At 70.6% G+C, this 17,802-nt stretch carries 11 protein-coding genes; 4 read left to right on the forward strand and 7 right to left on the reverse strand.

Annotated elements, in window-relative coordinates; translation table 11 throughout:
* Positions 1-200: 200 nt before the first annotated feature.
* Both V1227_RS11855 and V1227_RS11860 read right to left on the reverse strand, forming a co-directional pair.
* A complete protein-coding gene (locus V1227_RS11855) occupies positions 201-1,130 on the reverse strand; it encodes a LysR family transcriptional regulator (RefSeq protein WP_329792561.1) in 930 nt (309 codons plus the stop codon).
* Positions 1,131-1,439: 309 nt separating this feature from the next.
* Entirely contained in the window at positions 1,440-2,333 is an 894-nt protein-coding gene (locus V1227_RS11860; protein ID WP_329792562.1) for a LysR family transcriptional regulator, read from the reverse strand.
* A 496-nt stretch (positions 2,334-2,829) separates the two neighbouring features.
* Here V1227_RS11860 and V1227_RS11865 point away from each other — a divergent pair, with 496 nt between their 5' ends.
* Entirely contained in the window at positions 2,830-3,441 is a 612-nt protein-coding gene (locus V1227_RS11865) for a TetR/AcrR family transcriptional regulator (RefSeq protein WP_329792563.1), read from the forward strand.
* 12 nt (positions 3,442-3,453) lie between these two features.
* On the opposite strand, the gene V1227_RS11870 is transcribed toward V1227_RS11865, so the two are convergent.
* Positions 3,454-4,158: a helix-turn-helix domain-containing protein gene (locus V1227_RS11870; protein WP_329792564.1), complete on the reverse strand. Its 705-nt coding sequence runs from the start codon at positions 4,156-4,158 to the stop codon at positions 3,454-3,456.
* Between the two features lie 557 nt (positions 4,159-4,715).
* Here V1227_RS11870 and V1227_RS11875 point away from each other — a divergent pair.
* The 3 genes from V1227_RS11875 to V1227_RS11885 all read left to right on the forward strand — a co-directional run bounded on the left by V1227_RS11875 (position 4,716) and on the right by V1227_RS11885 (position 8,955).
* Positions 4,716-5,306, forward strand: a complete 591-nt coding sequence (locus tag V1227_RS11875) for an aromatic amino acid lyase (protein ID WP_329792565.1) — start codon at positions 4,716-4,718, stop codon at positions 5,304-5,306.
* Between the two features lie 146 nt (positions 5,307-5,452).
* Positions 5,453-7,951 (forward strand): AMP-binding protein, encoded by a 2,499-nt coding sequence (locus tag V1227_RS11880; protein ID WP_329792566.1) that lies wholly within the window; start codon positions 5,453-5,455, stop codon positions 7,949-7,951.
* Positions 7,952-7,953: 2 nt separating this feature from the next.
* A complete protein-coding gene (locus tag V1227_RS11885; RefSeq protein WP_329794008.1) occupies positions 7,954-8,955 on the forward strand; it encodes an aldo/keto reductase in 1,002 nt (333 codons plus the stop codon).
* Between the two features lie 165 nt (positions 8,956-9,120).
* Here V1227_RS11885 and V1227_RS11890 read toward each other — a convergent pair whose 3' ends face one another.
* From V1227_RS11890 to V1227_RS11905, 4 genes are all read right to left on the reverse strand, one after another.
* Positions 9,121-10,071 carry an LLM class F420-dependent oxidoreductase gene (locus V1227_RS11890; RefSeq protein ID WP_329792567.1) on the reverse strand — a complete coding sequence of 317 codons (951 nt, stop codon included), beginning with the start codon at positions 10,069-10,071 and terminating at the stop codon, positions 9,121-9,123.
* A 48-nt stretch (positions 10,072-10,119) separates the two neighbouring features.
* Positions 10,120-10,731 (reverse strand): hypothetical protein, encoded by a 612-nt coding sequence (locus V1227_RS11895; RefSeq protein ID WP_329792568.1) that lies wholly within the window; start codon positions 10,729-10,731, stop codon positions 10,120-10,122.
* Between the two features lie 49 nt (positions 10,732-10,780).
* A complete protein-coding gene (locus V1227_RS11900; protein ID WP_329792569.1) occupies positions 10,781-11,617 on the reverse strand; it encodes a polysaccharide deacetylase family protein in 837 nt (278 codons plus the stop codon).
* Positions 11,618-12,433: 816 nt separating this feature from the next.
* Positions 12,434-17,635: a type I polyketide synthase gene (locus V1227_RS11905; RefSeq protein WP_329792570.1), complete on the reverse strand. Its 5,202-nt coding sequence runs from the start codon at positions 17,633-17,635 to the stop codon at positions 12,434-12,436.
* Between the last annotated feature and the right edge of the window lie 167 nt (positions 17,636-17,802).

Genomic DNA, 17,802 nt, shown 5'->3' on the forward strand with positions numbered 1-17,802 from the left:
GGCCGCGGGCGAGACTCGTTCATCCGAGTGATCGCCTTGCGGTGAGGATGCCGGGACATCGCTGTCACCGGTGGTGAGCGGCTATGTCCTCCCGGCGGCAGAACCGCTGGAACTCCCGCGGTTCGCATGGGCTCCGCGGTTGTCCGCAGCACAGGTCATCGAGGACACCTCACGACGAACAGCCGAGGGCGACACCTCTGCTAGCCGACCGCCCGCGTGTCATCATCAGTTTGCTCGCGCTGGGCAATGCTCGCGCCAAACACCTTCAGCACGTTGGTCATCAGGGGCGAGCGCTGCGACTTGAGCCACGCCAGGGCGATCCCCACGGTCGACGCGTCCTCGAGGGACCGGACCGTGATGCCCGGCAAGGGGATGGAACGGGCGGACTCCGGTACGACACCGATCCCGAGACCGGCCGCGACCAGCGCGAGGAGCGTCGGCATGTTCGACACCACGTGCTTGCGCTTCGGGTTGAAGCCGGCCTTGAGGCACATCTGCAGCACCGCCTTGGCGATGCCCGCCTCCGATTTCACCTCGGTGATGAAGGCTTCGTCGCGGAGGTCCACCACGCGCAGCGACCTTCTCCCCGCGAGCGGGTGGTCGACGGGGAGGACGACGACCAACCGCTCGTCGCGGAGGGGGAGCAGCTCCACGTCGTCGCAGTGCACCGGCGGGTGCACGACCCCGAGGTCGAGCGTCTCCTCCCGGAGCCTGACGCACTGCTCCTCGGTCGAGAGGTCCGAGTGCACCTCGAACTCGAGGCCGGGCAGCTGCTTGCGGAGCGCCTGGACGATGCACGGCATGTGCGTCAAGGCGACCGATCCCGTGAGAGCGATCCGCAGGAGCCCCGACTGGCCTTCTCCCAGAAGCCGAACGCTGCTGACCCCGGCATCGATCCGGCTCAGCGTGTTCAAAGCCTCGTCGAGGAAGAACCTGCCCGCCTCGGTGAGCTCCACCCTTCGCGTCGTCCGCGCCAAAAGGCACACACCGAGCTCGTCCTCCAACTGCCGAATGGCGTGCGACAGGGCCGGCTGGGCCATGTTCAGCTTTTCGGCGGCCTGACCGAAATGACAGGTTTCGGCAACTGCGGCGAAGTACCTGAGGTGCCGGAGTTCCACCCTGTTCGCCATGAAGCACCTCAATCATCCGGCCACGACATCCAGGCTCTTCGATTGCCGTTCCTCATGACCGGAATCGAAGAGCGCATTCGAAGCGGCGAACCGCCACCACCGTGTTGCGCACCACTTCATCGTCACGTTCAGTTTCCATCCGATGACAGTATGTACATCTCCGGGCCCACGGCGCAAGCAGGGGAAATGTTAGCGCTCTCATTCAAGTGCGCATGCCTCCTGAAAACATCTTTCGAATCGAAACGGATTCTTCTCACTGATGCGACGTGCGCCTGGTCGCGCTCGGGACGGCGTGGCTCGCGTCCGCGGCTACGCCTTCGACAGGAGGCTCTCGAACGTCTTCACCACGCCGGCGAGCACCGGGGACTGCTTCGAGCTGAGCCACGCGAGCGCCACCGGAACCATCGGCGCGTTGCTGAGCGGGCGGAACGTGACGCCCGGAACGGGAACCGAGCGGGCGCCGTCCGGCACCACGCCGATCCCGAGGCCGGAGGCGACCAGCGCGAGAAGAGTCGGCATGTTCGAGACCACGTGCTTCTTCTTCAGGCTGAAATCGGCGTTCAGGCACATCTTCATCACCGCGTTGGCGATGCCCGACTCCGGCTTCACCCCGGTGATGAAGGACTCGTCCCGCAGGTCCGCGATGCCGAGCGACTCCTTCTCCGCGAGCGGGTGGTCGAGCGGGAGAACGACGATCAGGGGCTCCTCGCAGATCGGGATCAGTTCCACGCCGTCGGGAACCGGCGGGTGCACGACCCCGAGGTCGAGCGTCTCCTCCCGGAGCCTGACGCACTGCTCCTCGGTCGAGAGGTCCGAGTGCACCTCGAACTCGAGGCCGGGCAGCTCCCTGCGGATCGACTGGATCAGGAACGGCATGTGCGCGAAGGTGACCGAGCAGGTGAGCCCGATGCGCACGAGCCCCGACTGCCCCTCGTTCAGCAGCCTGGCACCGTGGATCCCCGCGTCGACGCGGTCCAGCGTGTGCAGTGCCTCGTCGAGGAAGAACTTGCCGGCCTCGGTGAGCACCACCCGCCGCGTGGTGCGGACCAGGAGGCAGACGCCGAGCTCGTCCTCCAACTGCCGGATGGCGTTCGACAGCGCGGGCTGGGCCATGTTGAGCCGTTTCGCGGCCTGACCGAAGTGGCACGTTTCGGCCACCGCGGCGAAATAGCGCAGATGCCGGAGTTCCACCCCGTTGCCCACGAAACCACCCGTTCATGTCGCGACGCCGGACCACCGAATTCGACCCCTCGCAGTCGACGGCCACCGGACCGGTCGTCGGAAGAACGGGACCGCCGGCTTCACCTGCCCTTGCCCGCTGTCACCTCCCGTCCCACCCGAACCACCACAGAGCGGGGAACGCCACTGCTGACGTCACGTTCAGTTGTCAGTTCCCCGCAGTATGTCCGGGGCGCAGGGGGTCCGCAATAGTCCGGAACGTGAACGTTCTTGATTGAATTGCCTGTTCCAGGCATTATGGCCGTTCCAATCGACTAGAAGATTCACCCGTTTGGGTGGTCCAGAAGTGACATCGCAGCGGCAAACCAGAACGCTGTCGTTCCCGATCGGCGACGCGGTACGACGACAACGAGCGCACAGCTCCGCTGTCCGGAACGCCGGTGGCGCAGATCCGCTGCCGGTGATAGGCAACTGGACACGAGGACCACTTCGAGCCGGAAGGACACCGGGCACCCCGCCGATGAAGCCACGAGGAGACTCCTACGGCGGCCTGTCCCGCCTCGAACGGTCCGCTCAGCGACGGGAACGGCTGGTCGAGGCCGCGGTGGAACTGTTCTCGGCGCGTGCGTACGACGATGTCACGGTCGCGGACGTGTGCATTCGGGCGCAGGTGTCGAAGCGCTACTTCTACGAGCACTTCACCGATCGCGGCGACCTGGTCTTCCAGGTGCACACCGAACAGAACAGATGGCTGCTCGACGGCATGGTCGCGGCCTCGCCGCGAAACCCGTCCGGTCCGCGCGAACTCGTCTTCCCGATGATGAAGGCGCTGGCCACCATGCTGTCGGAACACCCGCAGCGGGCGCGGATCATCTACATCGACGCGCCGCGCCTCGAGTCACTGCGCCGGGAGTCCCTGCGCAGGCAGGCGGAGTTCCTCGGCCGCCTGATCCGCGAGGTCGTCGGTCCTCAGCACGACCGGGTGCTGTTCCAACGGGTGTCGCTGGCGCTCGTCGCCGGGATCTCCCAGGTGGTGACCGAATGGGTGACCAGGGGGATGACCGATCCCGTCGACCCCCTGGTCGAGCACCTCACCAGGATCGTCTGCGCCGTGCTGCACGACCTCGGCTGAACACCGACCGGCTCAGCTCGCCAGACCGGCGCACAACGGTTCGTACAAGCGCCCCACGTGCGCCAACGCGGTCTGGACTTCCCCCCGCGCGACGAACGCCTGCGGCCCGCTCACCGACACCGCGGCGAAGAGGGGACCGTCCGCGACGACCGGCACGGCGGAGGTGCGCAGCCCCCGGTGGGTGACTCCGTCGTCGTGCGCGACCCGGGAGGCGGGCCGGCCGGTGGAGGCTCGATGCGCCTTCAGCGTCAGCACCGCCTTACCGGCGGCGGTCTCCAGCGCGGACCACGACCGGTCGAAGTCGACCGGTCGGGACAGCAGGCCGGCACCAGGAGGCTCGAACTGCTCCACGCAGCGGACCTCGTTGTCCTCGACGACCATCAGCTGCACGAGCAGGTGCGTCAGCTCGTACAGGCGCAGCATGCCCTTCAGCGCGTGCCGCCGCAGCAGGGCGTGGTCATCGCTGGTCAGCCCGGCCGTGAGTCGCAGGTCGCCCAGTTCGTACCCGTTGGCGGTCCGCCGGACGGCCTGCTCCGCCTCCAGGGTGCGCAACAGCCGGTGCGCGGTCGTCTTGGCGAGCTGCAGGTCCCGCGCGATGTCGGCGAGTGCGCAGACCCCGCCCTTTGCCCCCAGATAGCGGATGATCAGCACCGCCTTCTCGACCGCGCCCTGGGTCTTTTCCGAGGAGCACGTCCCGTCCACCAACGTCGTGCTCACCGTGGAAACGCGCGCAGACGTCATCCGAACCTCCGATGACCGGGATTTCGAGAAATCCATGAACGCGGCGACCCTAACCGGCGTATTCCACTTGGATCAACATGCGATCGCCATATATCGACGACCCGAATGGACTGATCGGTCGCCTCCGGAATCGAGGGGCGCTCATGATCACCGCGACGCCGGACGCCACGCCGCAGGGCAGGCCTCCGCGGTGGCCGAGGACGGTGACGACCGGTTCGCCGCCGCCTTCGAGGGTCCGCGGTCGCAGCACGTGACGACCCAGCCGGCAGGGACGTCCTCCTGCCCTGCCGACTGCCGCGGCTGTTGCTCCGGAACACCCGTGCCCCTTGCCGCTCGCGGCCTTGTCGCTGCCCGCCGGAACGTGCGGCGGGTGGAAACTCCGCCACCAGAGGCGTTCCATGTGCCGGAACGTCCCCGAGGGCGGTCGTTCCGGTGAGCGGAACGGCGCGGGAACACGCCCTTCCGCTTCCTGAAGTCCCTGGTACACAAGGCGATGGGTGCCGATCCACGCCACCCGGCACAGCGGAGGCGTCTTGACTCAGGCAGCGGAGAAGACGGTCCTGGACACCGGCGAGGTGCTCACGACCGACATGCTCGAAAACTTCTTCGGGCAGCCGGTCGCGTTCGCGGGAGACGTGCTCGCGATGACCGCCACCCAGATGGGCAACCTCGCCGAACGGCAGCTCGACCTGCTGGTCGATCCCGTGCGCAGCAGCGGGCTCCCGCCGATGCTCACGACCCGGCCGGGCCGGCAGCACGGCGTCCAGGGCGTGCAGATCGCCACCACGGCGATCGTCGCGGCCATGCGCCGGGCGTGCGTGCCCGCCAGTGTCCAGAGCCTTCCGACGAACCTGCACAACCAGGACATCGTGCCGTTCGGCACTCAGGCTGCTCTCACCGCTCTGGAGCAGGCGCACAACCTGAGGATCCTGCACGGCAGCCTGGCGGTGGGCCTGCGCCAAGCCGCACACCTGCGTCCCCACGGCGCTCGTGCACACCAGTGCGCGGAACTCGTCGACGCGCTGGCGCGGGAGATCCCGCCGATCGACGAGGACCGCGGGCTGGACGTGGACGTCCGCACCGCCGCGGACGTGCCCGACCGGTTCGTCACCGGCCGGGTCTGAGGCTGCCGCGGCGGCAGCCCTCACGGAACTCGCCGTACTCCGGTGGCGGCGTCCGGTCCGGTCGCGCGGATCGACGAACCGACCGCAGTGTCCAATGTAGACCAGCACGTGACGCTCGCGAGCACACGACTCGAACGGAGTGGACGATGAACACCACCGCGGTCGCCCGGGCACCGATACCGTCCGCAGGAGAAAGGCAGGGGCTCACCTTCCCCGCCTTGTTCGCCGCGGCGGCCGCCGCAAGCCCCTCTTCGGTCGCCGTGACCGACGGCGACCGCTCGTGGACCTGGGCGCGGTGGCGGTCCGACGCGGACGCCGTCGCGAAAGGGCTCCAGGACCGCGGTGTGGAGCCCGGCGACGTGGTCGCGGCAAGGCTGCCCAACAGCTGGGAGTTCCTCACCCTCCACGTCGCTCTCGCCCGGCTGGGGGCCGTCCTGCTGCCCCTGCACCTCGCTCACGGCCCGGCCGACGTCGACGCGCTGCTCGGTCTCGCCCGGCCCGTGGCGGTCGTCGACCGGGACGAGTGGACGCGGATCCGTGCCGAGGGAGCGGGCGGTGTGCCGCGCCCCGTCGCGGTCGAACCGTCCATGCCGTTCGTGGCGCTGCCGTCGTCGGGCACCACCTCGACCCGGCCGAAGATCTGCCTGCACAGCCACGACGGGCTGCTCTCCAACGCCGCCGCGCTGGCCTCGACCAGTCCCCTGACCCGCGACGACGTCGTGGTCAGCGCGAGCCCGTTCTCCCACCTGTTCGGCCTGCACTCGGTTCACCAAGGTCTGTTCGGCGGTGCGGTGGTCGCCCTGCTGCCCGGCTGGGACGCCGACGACTTCCTCGCACTGGCGGACAAAGCAGCGGTCACGGCTCTCTGCGCTGTGCCGGCGCAGCTGCACGACGTGCTCTCCCGGCTCGGCCGGCGGACGCTGCCCGCGCTGCGCACCGTCCGGACCTCCGGCGCACCCGTGCCGGCCCGGCTGGTCAGGGATCTCCGTGCGGCGGTGAACGCTCCCGTGCTCGTGACGTGGGGCATGTCGGAGATCGGCGCCGGCACGTCCACCCGGCCGGACGACCCCGACGAGGCGGCGTCGTCCACCGTGGGCCACCCCCTTCCCGGTGCCGAGGTCCGCGTGCGGAACGGTGAGCTGCAGTTCCGCAGCGCGACGACGTTCCTCGGCTACCTGGCCGACCCGGAGCTGACCCGCGCGTCCTTCACCGGCGACGGCTGGCTGCGCACCGGCGACCTCGCCCGGCTCGACGACGACGGACGGGTGGTGCACCTGGGCAGGACGGGCGACCTGATCAACGTCGGCGGCCGCAAGGTCGTCGCCCGCGAGATCGAGGACCTCCTGGCGCACCGCGCCCGCGTCGCGGTCGTGGGCGTGCCCGACGAGCGGCTCGGCGAGTACCCGTGCCTGATCACGGACGACCCCCACCTCACCCTCGACGACGCCGTGGCGGCCCTGGGGGAAGCCGGTGTGGCGGACTACAAGCTGCCGCTGGAACTGGTCACCGTCGACGCGATCCCGTTGACGCCGTCCGGCAAGATCCGCCGCGGCAAGCTCGCGGAGCTGGTCGCCTCGCGCACCGCGGCCCCCCGGCAGGGCGCGGCCGCGGAGGATCTCCTCCGGGTCGTGCGCGAGTGCGCGTCACGCCTTCTCGGCGGCGCGGAACTCATCGACCCGCACAGGACATTTCGCGACTACGGTTTCGACTCCGCGTTGTCCGTCCGGTTCCGCAACGAACTCGCCTCCGAGACCGGCCTGTCCCTGCCCGGCGGCGTCGTGTTCGACCACCCCACCCCGGCGGCGTTGGCGCGGCACCTCGGGGCAGCGGCGGCGAACACCCTGCCCACCGGCTTCGAACAGCTCTACCGCCTGGTCTGCAGGGAGGAACCGCGTGCCGCCGCGGACATGATCCGTGCCGCGTCGCTCGCGCGTCCGGTGTTCACGGCGAGCGATCCGGTCGTGGGAGAAGTGGTTCCGCTCGCGAGCGGGCCCGGCCGGGTTGCGGTCGTGTGCTTCTCGTCGGTGCTGCCCATGACCACCCCGACGAAGTTCACCGAGTTCGCCCGGGCCTTCGCCGGCGTCGCGGACGTGCACGGCGTCGCCCACCCCGGTTTCGCGGAGGGGCAGCCACTCCCCGCGGACGCGGACGCCCTGGCAGCCGCGCACATCGCCGTACTCGCCTCGATCGTGGGAGAGAAGCCCTACGTGCTGTGCGGCTACTCGTCCGGCGGCTGGATCGCGCACCTGCTCGCCGAGCGGCTCGCGAACGACCCCTCGGCCGGTCTGCGCGGTGTGGTGCTCCTCGACTCCTCGTGGCCGTCACCGGACTTCATCCGCGACAAGGCCTCCACCGCCCTCGCCGGCTCGGTGCAACGGGAGGAGGCGCTCGGCATCGACGAGGTCGGCCTGACCCGGCTCACCGCCACCGGCGCGTACCTGCGCCTGCTCGACGACTGGACGCCCTCCCCGCCCGACGTTCCGGTGCTGCACGTCGGAGCCGAGATCGCAGGCGCGAGCTGGGAGCTTCCCCACGAGGCGGCCACCGCGTCCGGCGACCACCTGACCATGCTGCCCGCGGCCGGACACGTGGTGGCGGCGTGGCTGAGCGGACTTCCGGGAAATGGCGCACCGTGCGATCTGTGAGAATGGGCAAGAGCGGTCTCACCGTGTCGGGAATCGTGCTGGGCTGCATGGGTTTCGGTGATCCCGACGGCGGCACCCACCCGTGGGCGGTGGGGATCGACGACGCGCGGCCGTTGTTCCGGCACGCGGTCGAGTCCGGCATCACCACGTTCGACACCGCGAACGTGTACTCGCACGGCGCCAGCGAGGAGATCACCGGGAAGCTGGTGCGCGAGTTCACCCGGCGCGACGACGTGGTCATCGCGACCAAGGTGTTCGGCAACATGAGCCAGGGCCCCAAGGGCGGTGGCCTGTCCCGCACCGCGATCCTCACCCAGGTCGACGAGAGCCTGCGCCGTCTCGGCACCGACTACGTCGACCTCTACCAGGTGCACCGGTTCGACCCGGACGTCACCGTCGAGGAGACGATGTCCGCGCTGCACGACGTGGTGCGCGCCGGCAAGGCGCGCTACCTCGGCGCCTGCTCGATGTCCGCCTGGCAGTTCGCCGAGATGCAGCACGCGGCGGACCTCCACGGCTGGACGAGGTTCGTGTCCATGCAGAACCAGTACAACCTCCTGCAGCGCGAGGAGGAACGGGAGATGCTGCCCTTCTGCCGCCACCAGGGCGTCGGTGTCATCCCCTGGAGCCCACTCGCCCGAGGACGGCTCACGCGGGCCTCGGACACCGAGACCACGCGCAGCCGTGTCGACGAGTCCGCCCGGCGCCTCTACGACGCGACGGCGACGGCCGACAAGGCGATCATCGACGCCGTCGCCGCGGTCGCGGAGGCCCGCGGGGTCACTCGCGCCCGGGTGGCCCTGGCGTGGGTGGCGCGGCAGCCCGGCATCACCGCGCCGATCCTGGGGGTGACCAGGCCGCACCACCTCACCGACGCCGTCGCCGCCCTCGACCTCGAACTGACCCCCGCGGAACAGGTCCAGCTCACCGAGCACTACACCCCGCGCCTCCCCACCGGTATCAACCGGTCGCGCACGGGAGCGGCGCCCACGGCACCTTCCTGAGTCCGGCACGGCGCCGAGTGCTGGCGAGGTACCCGGCCGACGGGCAGGAGCGGGTCAGGCGACCCCGGCAGGGGAAGGACGCCTGGACCGCGGTTTCCCCGCGACCAGAAGCCGGTGCGCTGAACCGGCCTGCTCGCCCGGCGACCACCTCGTGCCGGCGCGGCGCTAAGCCGGTCCCAGGCTCCTGACGTGGCCGACAGGATCGTCCCCGGTCGGGACCAAGGCGATGATCGGCGTCGACAGGCCGCTGTCCACATAGGACTGGATCCGATCGCGGCAGACCTCCGGCGCTCCGTGCACGACGAGGTCGTCGACCACGTCGTCGGGGATCAGCTCCAGCGCCTCGCGCCTGTCACCGCGGCTCCAGGCGTCGTGCATCGGCCCGAGCGCCTCACCGCGGCCGAGCCAGTCCTGGAACGCGGCGTAGGCCGGAACGGTCAGGTAGCTCGCGACGAGCCGCCGGCCGAGCCGGCGCGCCAGCGCCCTGTCGGTGGTGGGACAGACGAAGATTCGTGCGGACAGCTCGATTCCGTGACCGATCTCCTCCCGTATCCGGCGCACGTCACCGGGAGCGAGCCAGTTGGTTATCGCACCGTCGGCCTCCTTCGCGGCCAACCGCAGCATCTCCGGTCGCAGGGCGGCCAACGCGATCGGCGGCACCGGATCGACCGGGTTCTCCAGGCGGAAACCGCTGACCGAGAACGTCTCGTACGTCTCGGTCACCTTCTCGCCGCCCAACGCGGACCGCAGGAACAGCAGCGTGTCCCGGACCCTGCGGAGAGGGGTGGTGAACTCCGCGGCGTTCCACTCCTGCACGATCACCTTCGACGACGCGCCGATGCCCAGGACGAACCGGCCGGGGGCCAGCCCCGCGACGGTGGCCGCGTTCATCGCCAGGAGCGCCGGACCGCGGGTGTACACGGACGCCACCGCGGTGCCCAGCCGCAGCCGCTCAGCCCACTGGGAGGCCAGCACCAACGGCGTGAAGGCGTCGGTGCCCGCCTTCTCGGAGGTCCAGACATCGGTGTACCCGAGGTCCGGGAGCTCCTCGACGATCCTCCGGTGCAGCGCGAGAGGCATCCCGGGCAAAGGAATGGTGACACCCCACCGGCTCATGTGCCCTCCTCGGGTTCCGCCGCCGGCCCGTCCGAACGCTCGGCGTCCTCAGGACCTCCCGGCGCGTTCACTCGCCCGCGGCCGCCAGATCGGGTACAGCGACGGACCGCCCCGCAAGGTGATCGCCTCGCCCAGCCGCACCTGCCCGAGCCGCTCGTACAGCGCCAGGTTGCGAAGGCAGCTGGCTTCGCCGTACACGCCGGCGTCCGCACCGTCGGCGAGGGCGAACTGGGCCTTCTTCAGCTTGGTCCCGAGACCCTCCCCCTGCCGCTCCGGCACTGTCGAGAGAAACGTGCCGTAGAGGTGCGGCGGTACGTTTCGCGGGTGGTTGTCGTTGAGCAGGTTCATGAACGCCACCGCCCGCTCGGCCTGGTCGCCCAGCCGTTCCTCCAGCCGGCCGATGAGTTCGGCGTGCTCCTCCGCGCTGGGCAGGACGGACGGCGGGTAGAACAGCGAGACGGCGCCGAAGTCCTCGACCTGGAGGGCGAGGCCGCCACCGGCGAACGTCGACTCCACGACCACCGTGAAGAACCGCCGGTTGCACTCCGCGCGGCGTTCGGGGTCGGGGAAGATCCAGGAGAACACGGGGTCGTCGTGGAAGGCTCGGGTGTAGACGTCGACCAGGCGGACGGTCTCGTCCTCGTGAACCTCTTCGATCATCGGCACGGTGCTCGGTCCTCTCGGTTCGGGACAGGGGTCGGGACGGTCATCACTTCGCCGGAGATGTCCGGTGCACCGCCGCGTGTCGCGCGATCTCGGCGTGGGTGGCCCACCAGACGCCGGTGTGGGAGGCGATGTGCGCCAGCAGCCCGTCGAGCACCTTGACGCGTGATCGGTGCCCGATGATGTGCGGGTGGAGCGCGAGGGTGAACAGGCCACCTTCGGCGTAGGCCGCGTCGAACTCGTCCTGCCAGACGCGCAGCACTTCACGCGGCGCCAGGACCTGCTTTCCCAGGGCGTCGTCGGGGAAGTAGGGGGCGTCGTCCCGGATCCAGGACACCGGGACCTCGGTCACCCCGGTCGCCTCACCCCGGTGCACGAGCTCGTAGGGCTGGTCGTCGGCCATCAGGGACGAGTCGTACTCGAGCCCGAGCTCCCTGATGACCGGCAGCGTGTGCACCGTGAAGTCCCAGTACGGAGTGCGCAGACCGACCGGCCGGACACCGGTGGCGGCCTCCAGCGCGTCCGCGCTGCGCAGAGCGAGCTCCCGCTCCTGGTCCGCGGTCAGCTCACCGCACTTCTCGTGAATCCAGCCGTGCAACCCGATCTCGTGCCCGTCAGCTCGTACCGCGGCGAGCCCCGCGGGGTCGAGCATGGTGGAGACGACCGGGTAGAAGAACGTCGCGGGTGCGGAATGCCGGCGAAGTGCCTCCAGAACGCGCGGCAGGCCGACACGCGCACCGTACTGGCCTTGCGACAGGAGCCCGGGCCCCGTCTCGCCGCGGGAGAGGGGCAGCGTCTCGTTGTCGACGTCGACCGAGATCGCGACGGCCACGCTCGCGTTCTGCGGCCAGTTCTCCGGGGCCAGCCGGACACCGGCCTCCACCTCACCGACCGCGGATCGCCATTGCCACTCCGACCACTCCCAAGGTGAAGAACTCGCATTCGGCAAGTTTCAGAACCTTCCTCGCTCGAGCGGCACGGTGTCGGTAACGGTGACGGAAGAACCTCACCGCCGGCAGGCGCCGACCGCTCCTGGATCGGTGCTATGACCTTCCGACCGGATGCAAACGACGCTATCCAGCTGTGCGGCTACCGGGCTGTGGAAGCCCGCAGTCCGATTGCCGAGCCGGGGCGCACGCGGTCACCGTCACCAGGACGATCCACGTTCACCCGCGGTTACGGCATCGCAGGTCCCGCACCGAGGCTGAAGGACAGCCCACCCGCCGCGGGAGAACCGCGCAGATCGCCACTCCGGACACTGCGGTTGTCCACAGCACGGATCCGCCGCTGTTGTGATCACATCGGCCGACCGGAATCAGTCCACTTCGGACACTGGGCCGCGGGTGAGTCCACCTCAGGCGCGTCGACGGCTGGGGCCACTGCCGACGGGGCTGCCGCCACGTCAGGACCGAACTGCCCGGCTGTGAGCGACCACCGGCCAGCGGTTCCAGCGCACCCGACGAAGTGCGGAGCCACTCGAGAACCGGCCGAAACGGCACTGTCGCGAGTGGACTGTCCGCTGCTGATCTCACACGTGACCGGACTGCAAGGCCTCGGACTCCGGCTGGAGACCCGGTCCACCGGGCCTGCGGCACGACCACTCCGTCGTGCCGCAGGCGGCTTCTCCTCACTGCCGGACTTGGCCCACCCGACTCCTGTCCGACGCCACCAGCTTGATCATTCTCTCGCGGTCACGAGCTCAACGCGCCGCTGCCGTGGCGAGGTAGCGACTCAGGGCCGCCGGTGTGGGATGCGTCCAGAGGATGCCTGCGGGCAGCTCGACTCCGGTGCCCTGCTGCAGCTTGCCCCGGATGGCGATGCCCATGACCGAGTCCAGGCCGATGTCCGAGAACGGCCGTTCGGGTTCGATCCGGTTCTCCGGCACACCGGTCTCGGCCGCCACCACGCTCCGGATCACGGCCATCGCCGCGTCGAACACCTCGTCCTCGGGCAGATCGCGCAGGAGGGTGATCGACTCCGCCGCCGCCCCCTCGCGCGACTCGCCGTTCTGGGGATCGCGGACGTGTTCGAACAGCGCGCGGCGTCCTCCCGGCGGCGGCGTGGTCGGCCTGACCACGAGCGCGTAGCCGTCATCCGTGGTGTGCAGGCAGTTCCAGACGCGCAGCGCCTCGGACGGGGTGATGTCGCCGAAGCCTTGGGCCTCCATGCTCTGCAGTCCGTCGGCGCTGAGCTTGCCCATGCCGGTGTCGCGCCAGACCGTCCAGGCGATCGAGGTGGTGTTGCCTCCTCGGTGCCGGCGGTGTGCGGCCAGGCCGTCCAGGAACGAGTTGGCCGCGGCGTAGGCGGTGCAGCCGGGCAGCACGACCAGCGGTGCGGTGGAGGAGAACAGCACCATCTCGTCGATGCTTCCCGGCGGGAAGAGCTCGTGCAGCACCAGCGCACCCAGCACCTTGGCGTGCAGCGTTTCCCGGATCGACTCCTCGTCCAGGTCGTCCACCAGGCGGCCGTGCACGGCTCCGGCCGTGTGGACCACGCCTCGGATGGGCGGCATGCGCAGGAAGTCGGGTGTCAGCATCGCCCGTGCGGCGTCGGCGTCGGTCACGTCGAGGGCGAGCGGGAGGACGTTCACCCCCTGGCTCTCGAGCTCCTCGACGACGCCGATGGCGCGCCGGGTCGCGTCGTCGTGCTGCTCCTTCCACGTGGACCGCGGAGGCAGTCCGCGCCGGCTGGTCAGGACCAGCCTGCGGGCGCCCCGGGAGGAGAGGTGCCGCGCCGCCTCCAGCCCGAGTGCTCCCAGCCCGCCGGTCACCACGTAGGTGGCGTCGGGTCGCAGGGGCACCGGCGGGGTCTGGCCGCGGTCCGGGCGGGGGACGACGCGACCGGCGAGCAGTTCACCGTTCCGGACGACCAGCCAGTCCTCGGCAGGCGGGTCGTTGAGGACTCGCGCCACCAGCTCGAACGCGGCGTCGTCGTCACCTTCCTCCAGGTCGAGCACGCCACCGCGCAGCTCCGGGTGTTCGGAGGCGATCACCCGTGCGGCTCCCCACAGGGGCCGGTGCGTGAGACCGGAGGGGGTGTCGCAGGCCAGGGCTTCCTGGGTGAGGACCCACAACCTGGTCCCCGGACGGTCGGCCCCGGCCGCGGAGCGGGTCACGTCGGCGAGATCGGTCAGGTGGCGGACGGTGGCGTCGTACTCGTGTCCCGGTCCGGAGTAGGGGGCCAGGTACACCACGTGATGCGGCCCGTCGCCCGTGGGCAGGGAGATGTCCTGTGCGGCTTTGACGAGCGAGCACAGCAGACCGGCCCGCACCAGGTGCTCCGCGAGCCGTTCCGCGGTGACCGAGGGTTCGGGCGAGACCAGGGTGACCGCGGCCGCGGGCGTCTCGACGGCCGGGACCTCCAGCGGCTGCCAGGAAAGCCCGTGCAGGAACGTCCTCGGGTCGGCGATCAACGTCTGGTCCGCGTCGAGAACGCCGAACCGGAGGCCGGTGACCCTGGCGGAGGACTGCCCGTCGGTCCCTTGCAGGTCCAGGTCGATGGTGTCGGTGGTGCCGCTGCGCAGACGTGCGACCAGGTGGACCGAGGACGGAGCGGGACCGGTCCACTCGACCGACTCGATGGAAGCGGGCATGCGGTAGATGCCCTGCCGGGCCAGCGGAAGCGAGGACAGCGTGGTCGCGGCGTCGAGGACCACCGCCCAGTGGGACGCACGGCCGGGCGTCGACACGGTCGCGTGCACCACGTCGTCGTCGTGCCGCAGGTGGTCCACCTGCCAGTCGAAGGCCAGCCCCGACACCCCCAGCGGCCGGAGCAGCTCGAGCACCTCGTCGGCGCCGGCGGGGAGCATCGGCAGCACCGGGTCTCCGACCACCTCGACCGAGTCCGCACGCGCCGTGCCCTCACCGCCACCGCGAGCGGAGGTGTGCGTGGTCCAGGACGTCTCTTCGGACGCCTCCTGCAGGCGGGAGGAGAGCACCGCCCTGCCGTCTTGGCGGACGACCTGGACGGCGCGGTTCTGCTCGGCAGGCAGAGGTGTGCGCAGGACGATGTCGCGGAGGTGGCGCGGCTTGTCCGCGTCACCGGTGATCGCGTCGGCGAGCGTGCACAACAGCACGGCAGCGGGAACGATGTCCACGCCGTGCACGGTGTGCGGAGCGTCGTACGGCCTGTTCTCGGGCGACAGGGTCGTCTGCCACACGGCCGAAGGCGGCACGGTGGCAGCCGCCAGCCGGGAACCGAGCAGGGTGAAGGACGCCGGGTCGTGACCTCCCGTCCCCCGGTCCACGGGAGCCTCGGGAAGCCAGTACCGGCTGTGCTGCCACGCCGTGCGCGGCAGCGCGACCGCTGCCGACCGGGGCCAGCGGGCTCGCCAGTCGACGCGGACTCCGGCGCTGTGCAGCCTGCCCAGCTGTTCGGTGAGCTCCGGAAGCGCCGGCCGCGCGCGACGCAGCGAGTGCGCCGCGGTGACCGCCGGGACCGACAGCGACTCCGCGATCTGGGCGATGTTGTGGACGACGACGGGGTGCGGTGCGATCTCCAGGAAGTGGCGGTGTCCATCTTGGACCGCGGCTTCCACGCCCGCCGCGAACCGCACGGGGCGCCTGAGGTTCTGCTGCCAGTAGGCGGCATCCCGTGGTGCGTCGGAACGCGGGTCGTCCAGGATCGTGCCGTACAGCCGCAACGACGCCGGGCCGATCGACAGCCCGTGCACGGCGGCGCCGAGGTCGTCGACGAGCTCGTCCATGTGCGAGCTGTGGAAAGCGACGTCGGAGGCCACTCGGCGGACCACGCGGCCCTCGCCGGCCAGCACGGTCGCGTACTCCTCCACCGCGGCCACGTCGCCCGCCAGCACGGACCAGCCGCGGGCCGGTTCGATCGCCGCTGTCAGGCCGGGCTTGCCCGCGAGGCGTTCCTCCAGCTCGTCGAACGGCACGTCGAGCAGGACCATGGCACCGCGTCCCGCCACGGTCTCGAGCAAGGCCGCGCGGCGGCAGGCGAACCGGGCGGCGTCTTCCGCGCTCCACACGCCCGCGGTCACCGCCGCGGCGATCTCGCCCATCGAGTGACCGAGTGCCGCCACCGGTTCGACGCCCCAGGACCGCCACACCTCGGCCAGGCCCAGGTGCATGGCGAACAACGTCGCCTGGATGCGGTCCGTCCGCGTGCAGTCCCCTTCGTCGATCTCGGTGATCAGCGAGTACCCGGCCTCCTCGCGGAAGACCGGGTCGAGCCGCTCGCACAGGGCCGCGAACGGCTTGCTCGAGCGGAGCAGCTCGTGTCCCATGCCCGCCCACTGGGAACCGTGCCCGGAGAAGACGAACACCGGTCCGGCGGCCGGCTCGGTCGCCCGGCCGTGCACCACCCCCGGAGCCTTCTCCGTCGCGGACCACGCCCGGAGGCGGTCGACCGCCTCGGCGCGATCGGCGGCGACCACGGCGGTCCGCCACGGCAGGTGCGACCTGTGCAGCGCCAGCGTGGCCGCCACCGCGTTGACGTCCTGCTCCCCCGTCTCCAGCGCGTCCGCGAGCCTGGACGCCGTCGGCGCGAGCGCCTCCTGGGTGGCGGCGGACAGGACGAGCAGGGACGGGGCGCCGGTGGCGTCCCGCTCCACGTGCGGTTCCAGCGGGTCGCCCTCGGCCAGGCAGACGTGCGCGATGGTGCCCCCGTAGCCGAAACTGGACACCCCGGCCAGTTTCTGCTTTCCGGCGACCTCGGGCCAGGCGGTCGGCTCGGTCACCACCTTGACCGACCGCTCCGCCTCGACCGCGGGGTTGACACCGTCCCGCGCCCCCACCGTGGGCGGCAGGACACCGGCACGCATGGCCAGCACCGTCTTGATGATCCCGACCACCCCGGCGCCTGCCTCGAGGTGCCCCACGTTGCCCTTCACCGATCCGATGAGCAGGGGCGAGTCCGGCGCCCGGCCGGCACCGAGGACGGCCGCGGCCGCGGCCGCCTCCGTCGGATCACCGAGAGGGGTACCGGTGCCGTGCGCTTCCAGGTAGTCCACAGCGGACGGATCGATGCCGGCCCCGGCGTACATGGATCGGAGCATCTCCTGCTGTGCGTCGCCGTTGGGCGCCATGATCCCGTTGGTGCGGCCGTCCTGCCGGACCGCGCTCGCGCGGACGACGGCCAGGACGTTGTTGCCGTCGCGCCGGGCGTGATCCAGCCTCTTGAGCACCACGACACCGGCACCCTCGCCCCGCCCGTACCCGTTGGCCGAAGCTGAGAACGGCTTGCTCCTGCCGTCGGCCGACAACGCTCCCGACGCCCCCAGCGACAGGGTCTGCGCGGGTGCGGCGATCAGGTTCACCCCGCCCGCGATCACGACGTCGCACTCCCCGGAGAGCAGCGCCTGCCGTCCGAAGTGGATCGCCGCGAGCGAGGACGAGCACGCGGAGTCCAGCGCCAGGCTGGGACCGCGCAGGTCGAGGAAGTACGAAACCCGGTTCGCGACGGCGCAGTAGGCCCCGCCGATGCTGCTCCACGGACCGATCCGCTCGGGGTCGTTCAGCAGCATCTGCCCGTACTCACCGCCGCCGACGCCGATCAGCACGGCGGAGTTGCTGCCGGCGAGCGAGAGAGGCGGGATTCCGGCGTGTTCGAGCGCTTCCCACACCACTTCCAGCACGAGGCGCTGTTGCGGGTCCATCAGGACCGCTTCTCTGGGTGTGACGCCGAAGAACTCGGCGTCGAAGTTCGCGGCGTCCTCCAGGTAGGCGGCGCGGCTGACGGCCCTGTTCACCGCGGCGGCGGCCGCGGGGCCGTGTGCCGGGTACGACGACCACCGATCTTGGGGAAGGTCCCCGACCTCACTGCGTGCCGCGATCAAACCGGCCCAGAAGTCCGCCGGTTCGCTGATGCCACCGGCCAGCCTCATGCCCAGACCCACGACGGCTACGTCGTTGCCGGGGTTGCCAACGTTCAAACGCGTCATTGCTACCTCACAGTTTTCGGTCAGGCCGCCTGCATGTCACGGGATCTCCCAGCCAGCTCCAGGAGCCGGCCGCAGCGGATGCGGCCGGGCGGTGATGACGAGCGCGGAGCCCACCGGCGCGACGACCTCAGTCGCCGGGCCGGTGGGAGCCGGGCACCCGGTTCGGG

The organism is Lentzea sp. DG1S-22 (assembly GCF_036321065.1).
GTDB classification, from domain to species: Bacteria; Actinomycetota; Actinomycetes; order Mycobacteriales; family Pseudonocardiaceae; genus Lentzea; species Lentzea jiangxiensis.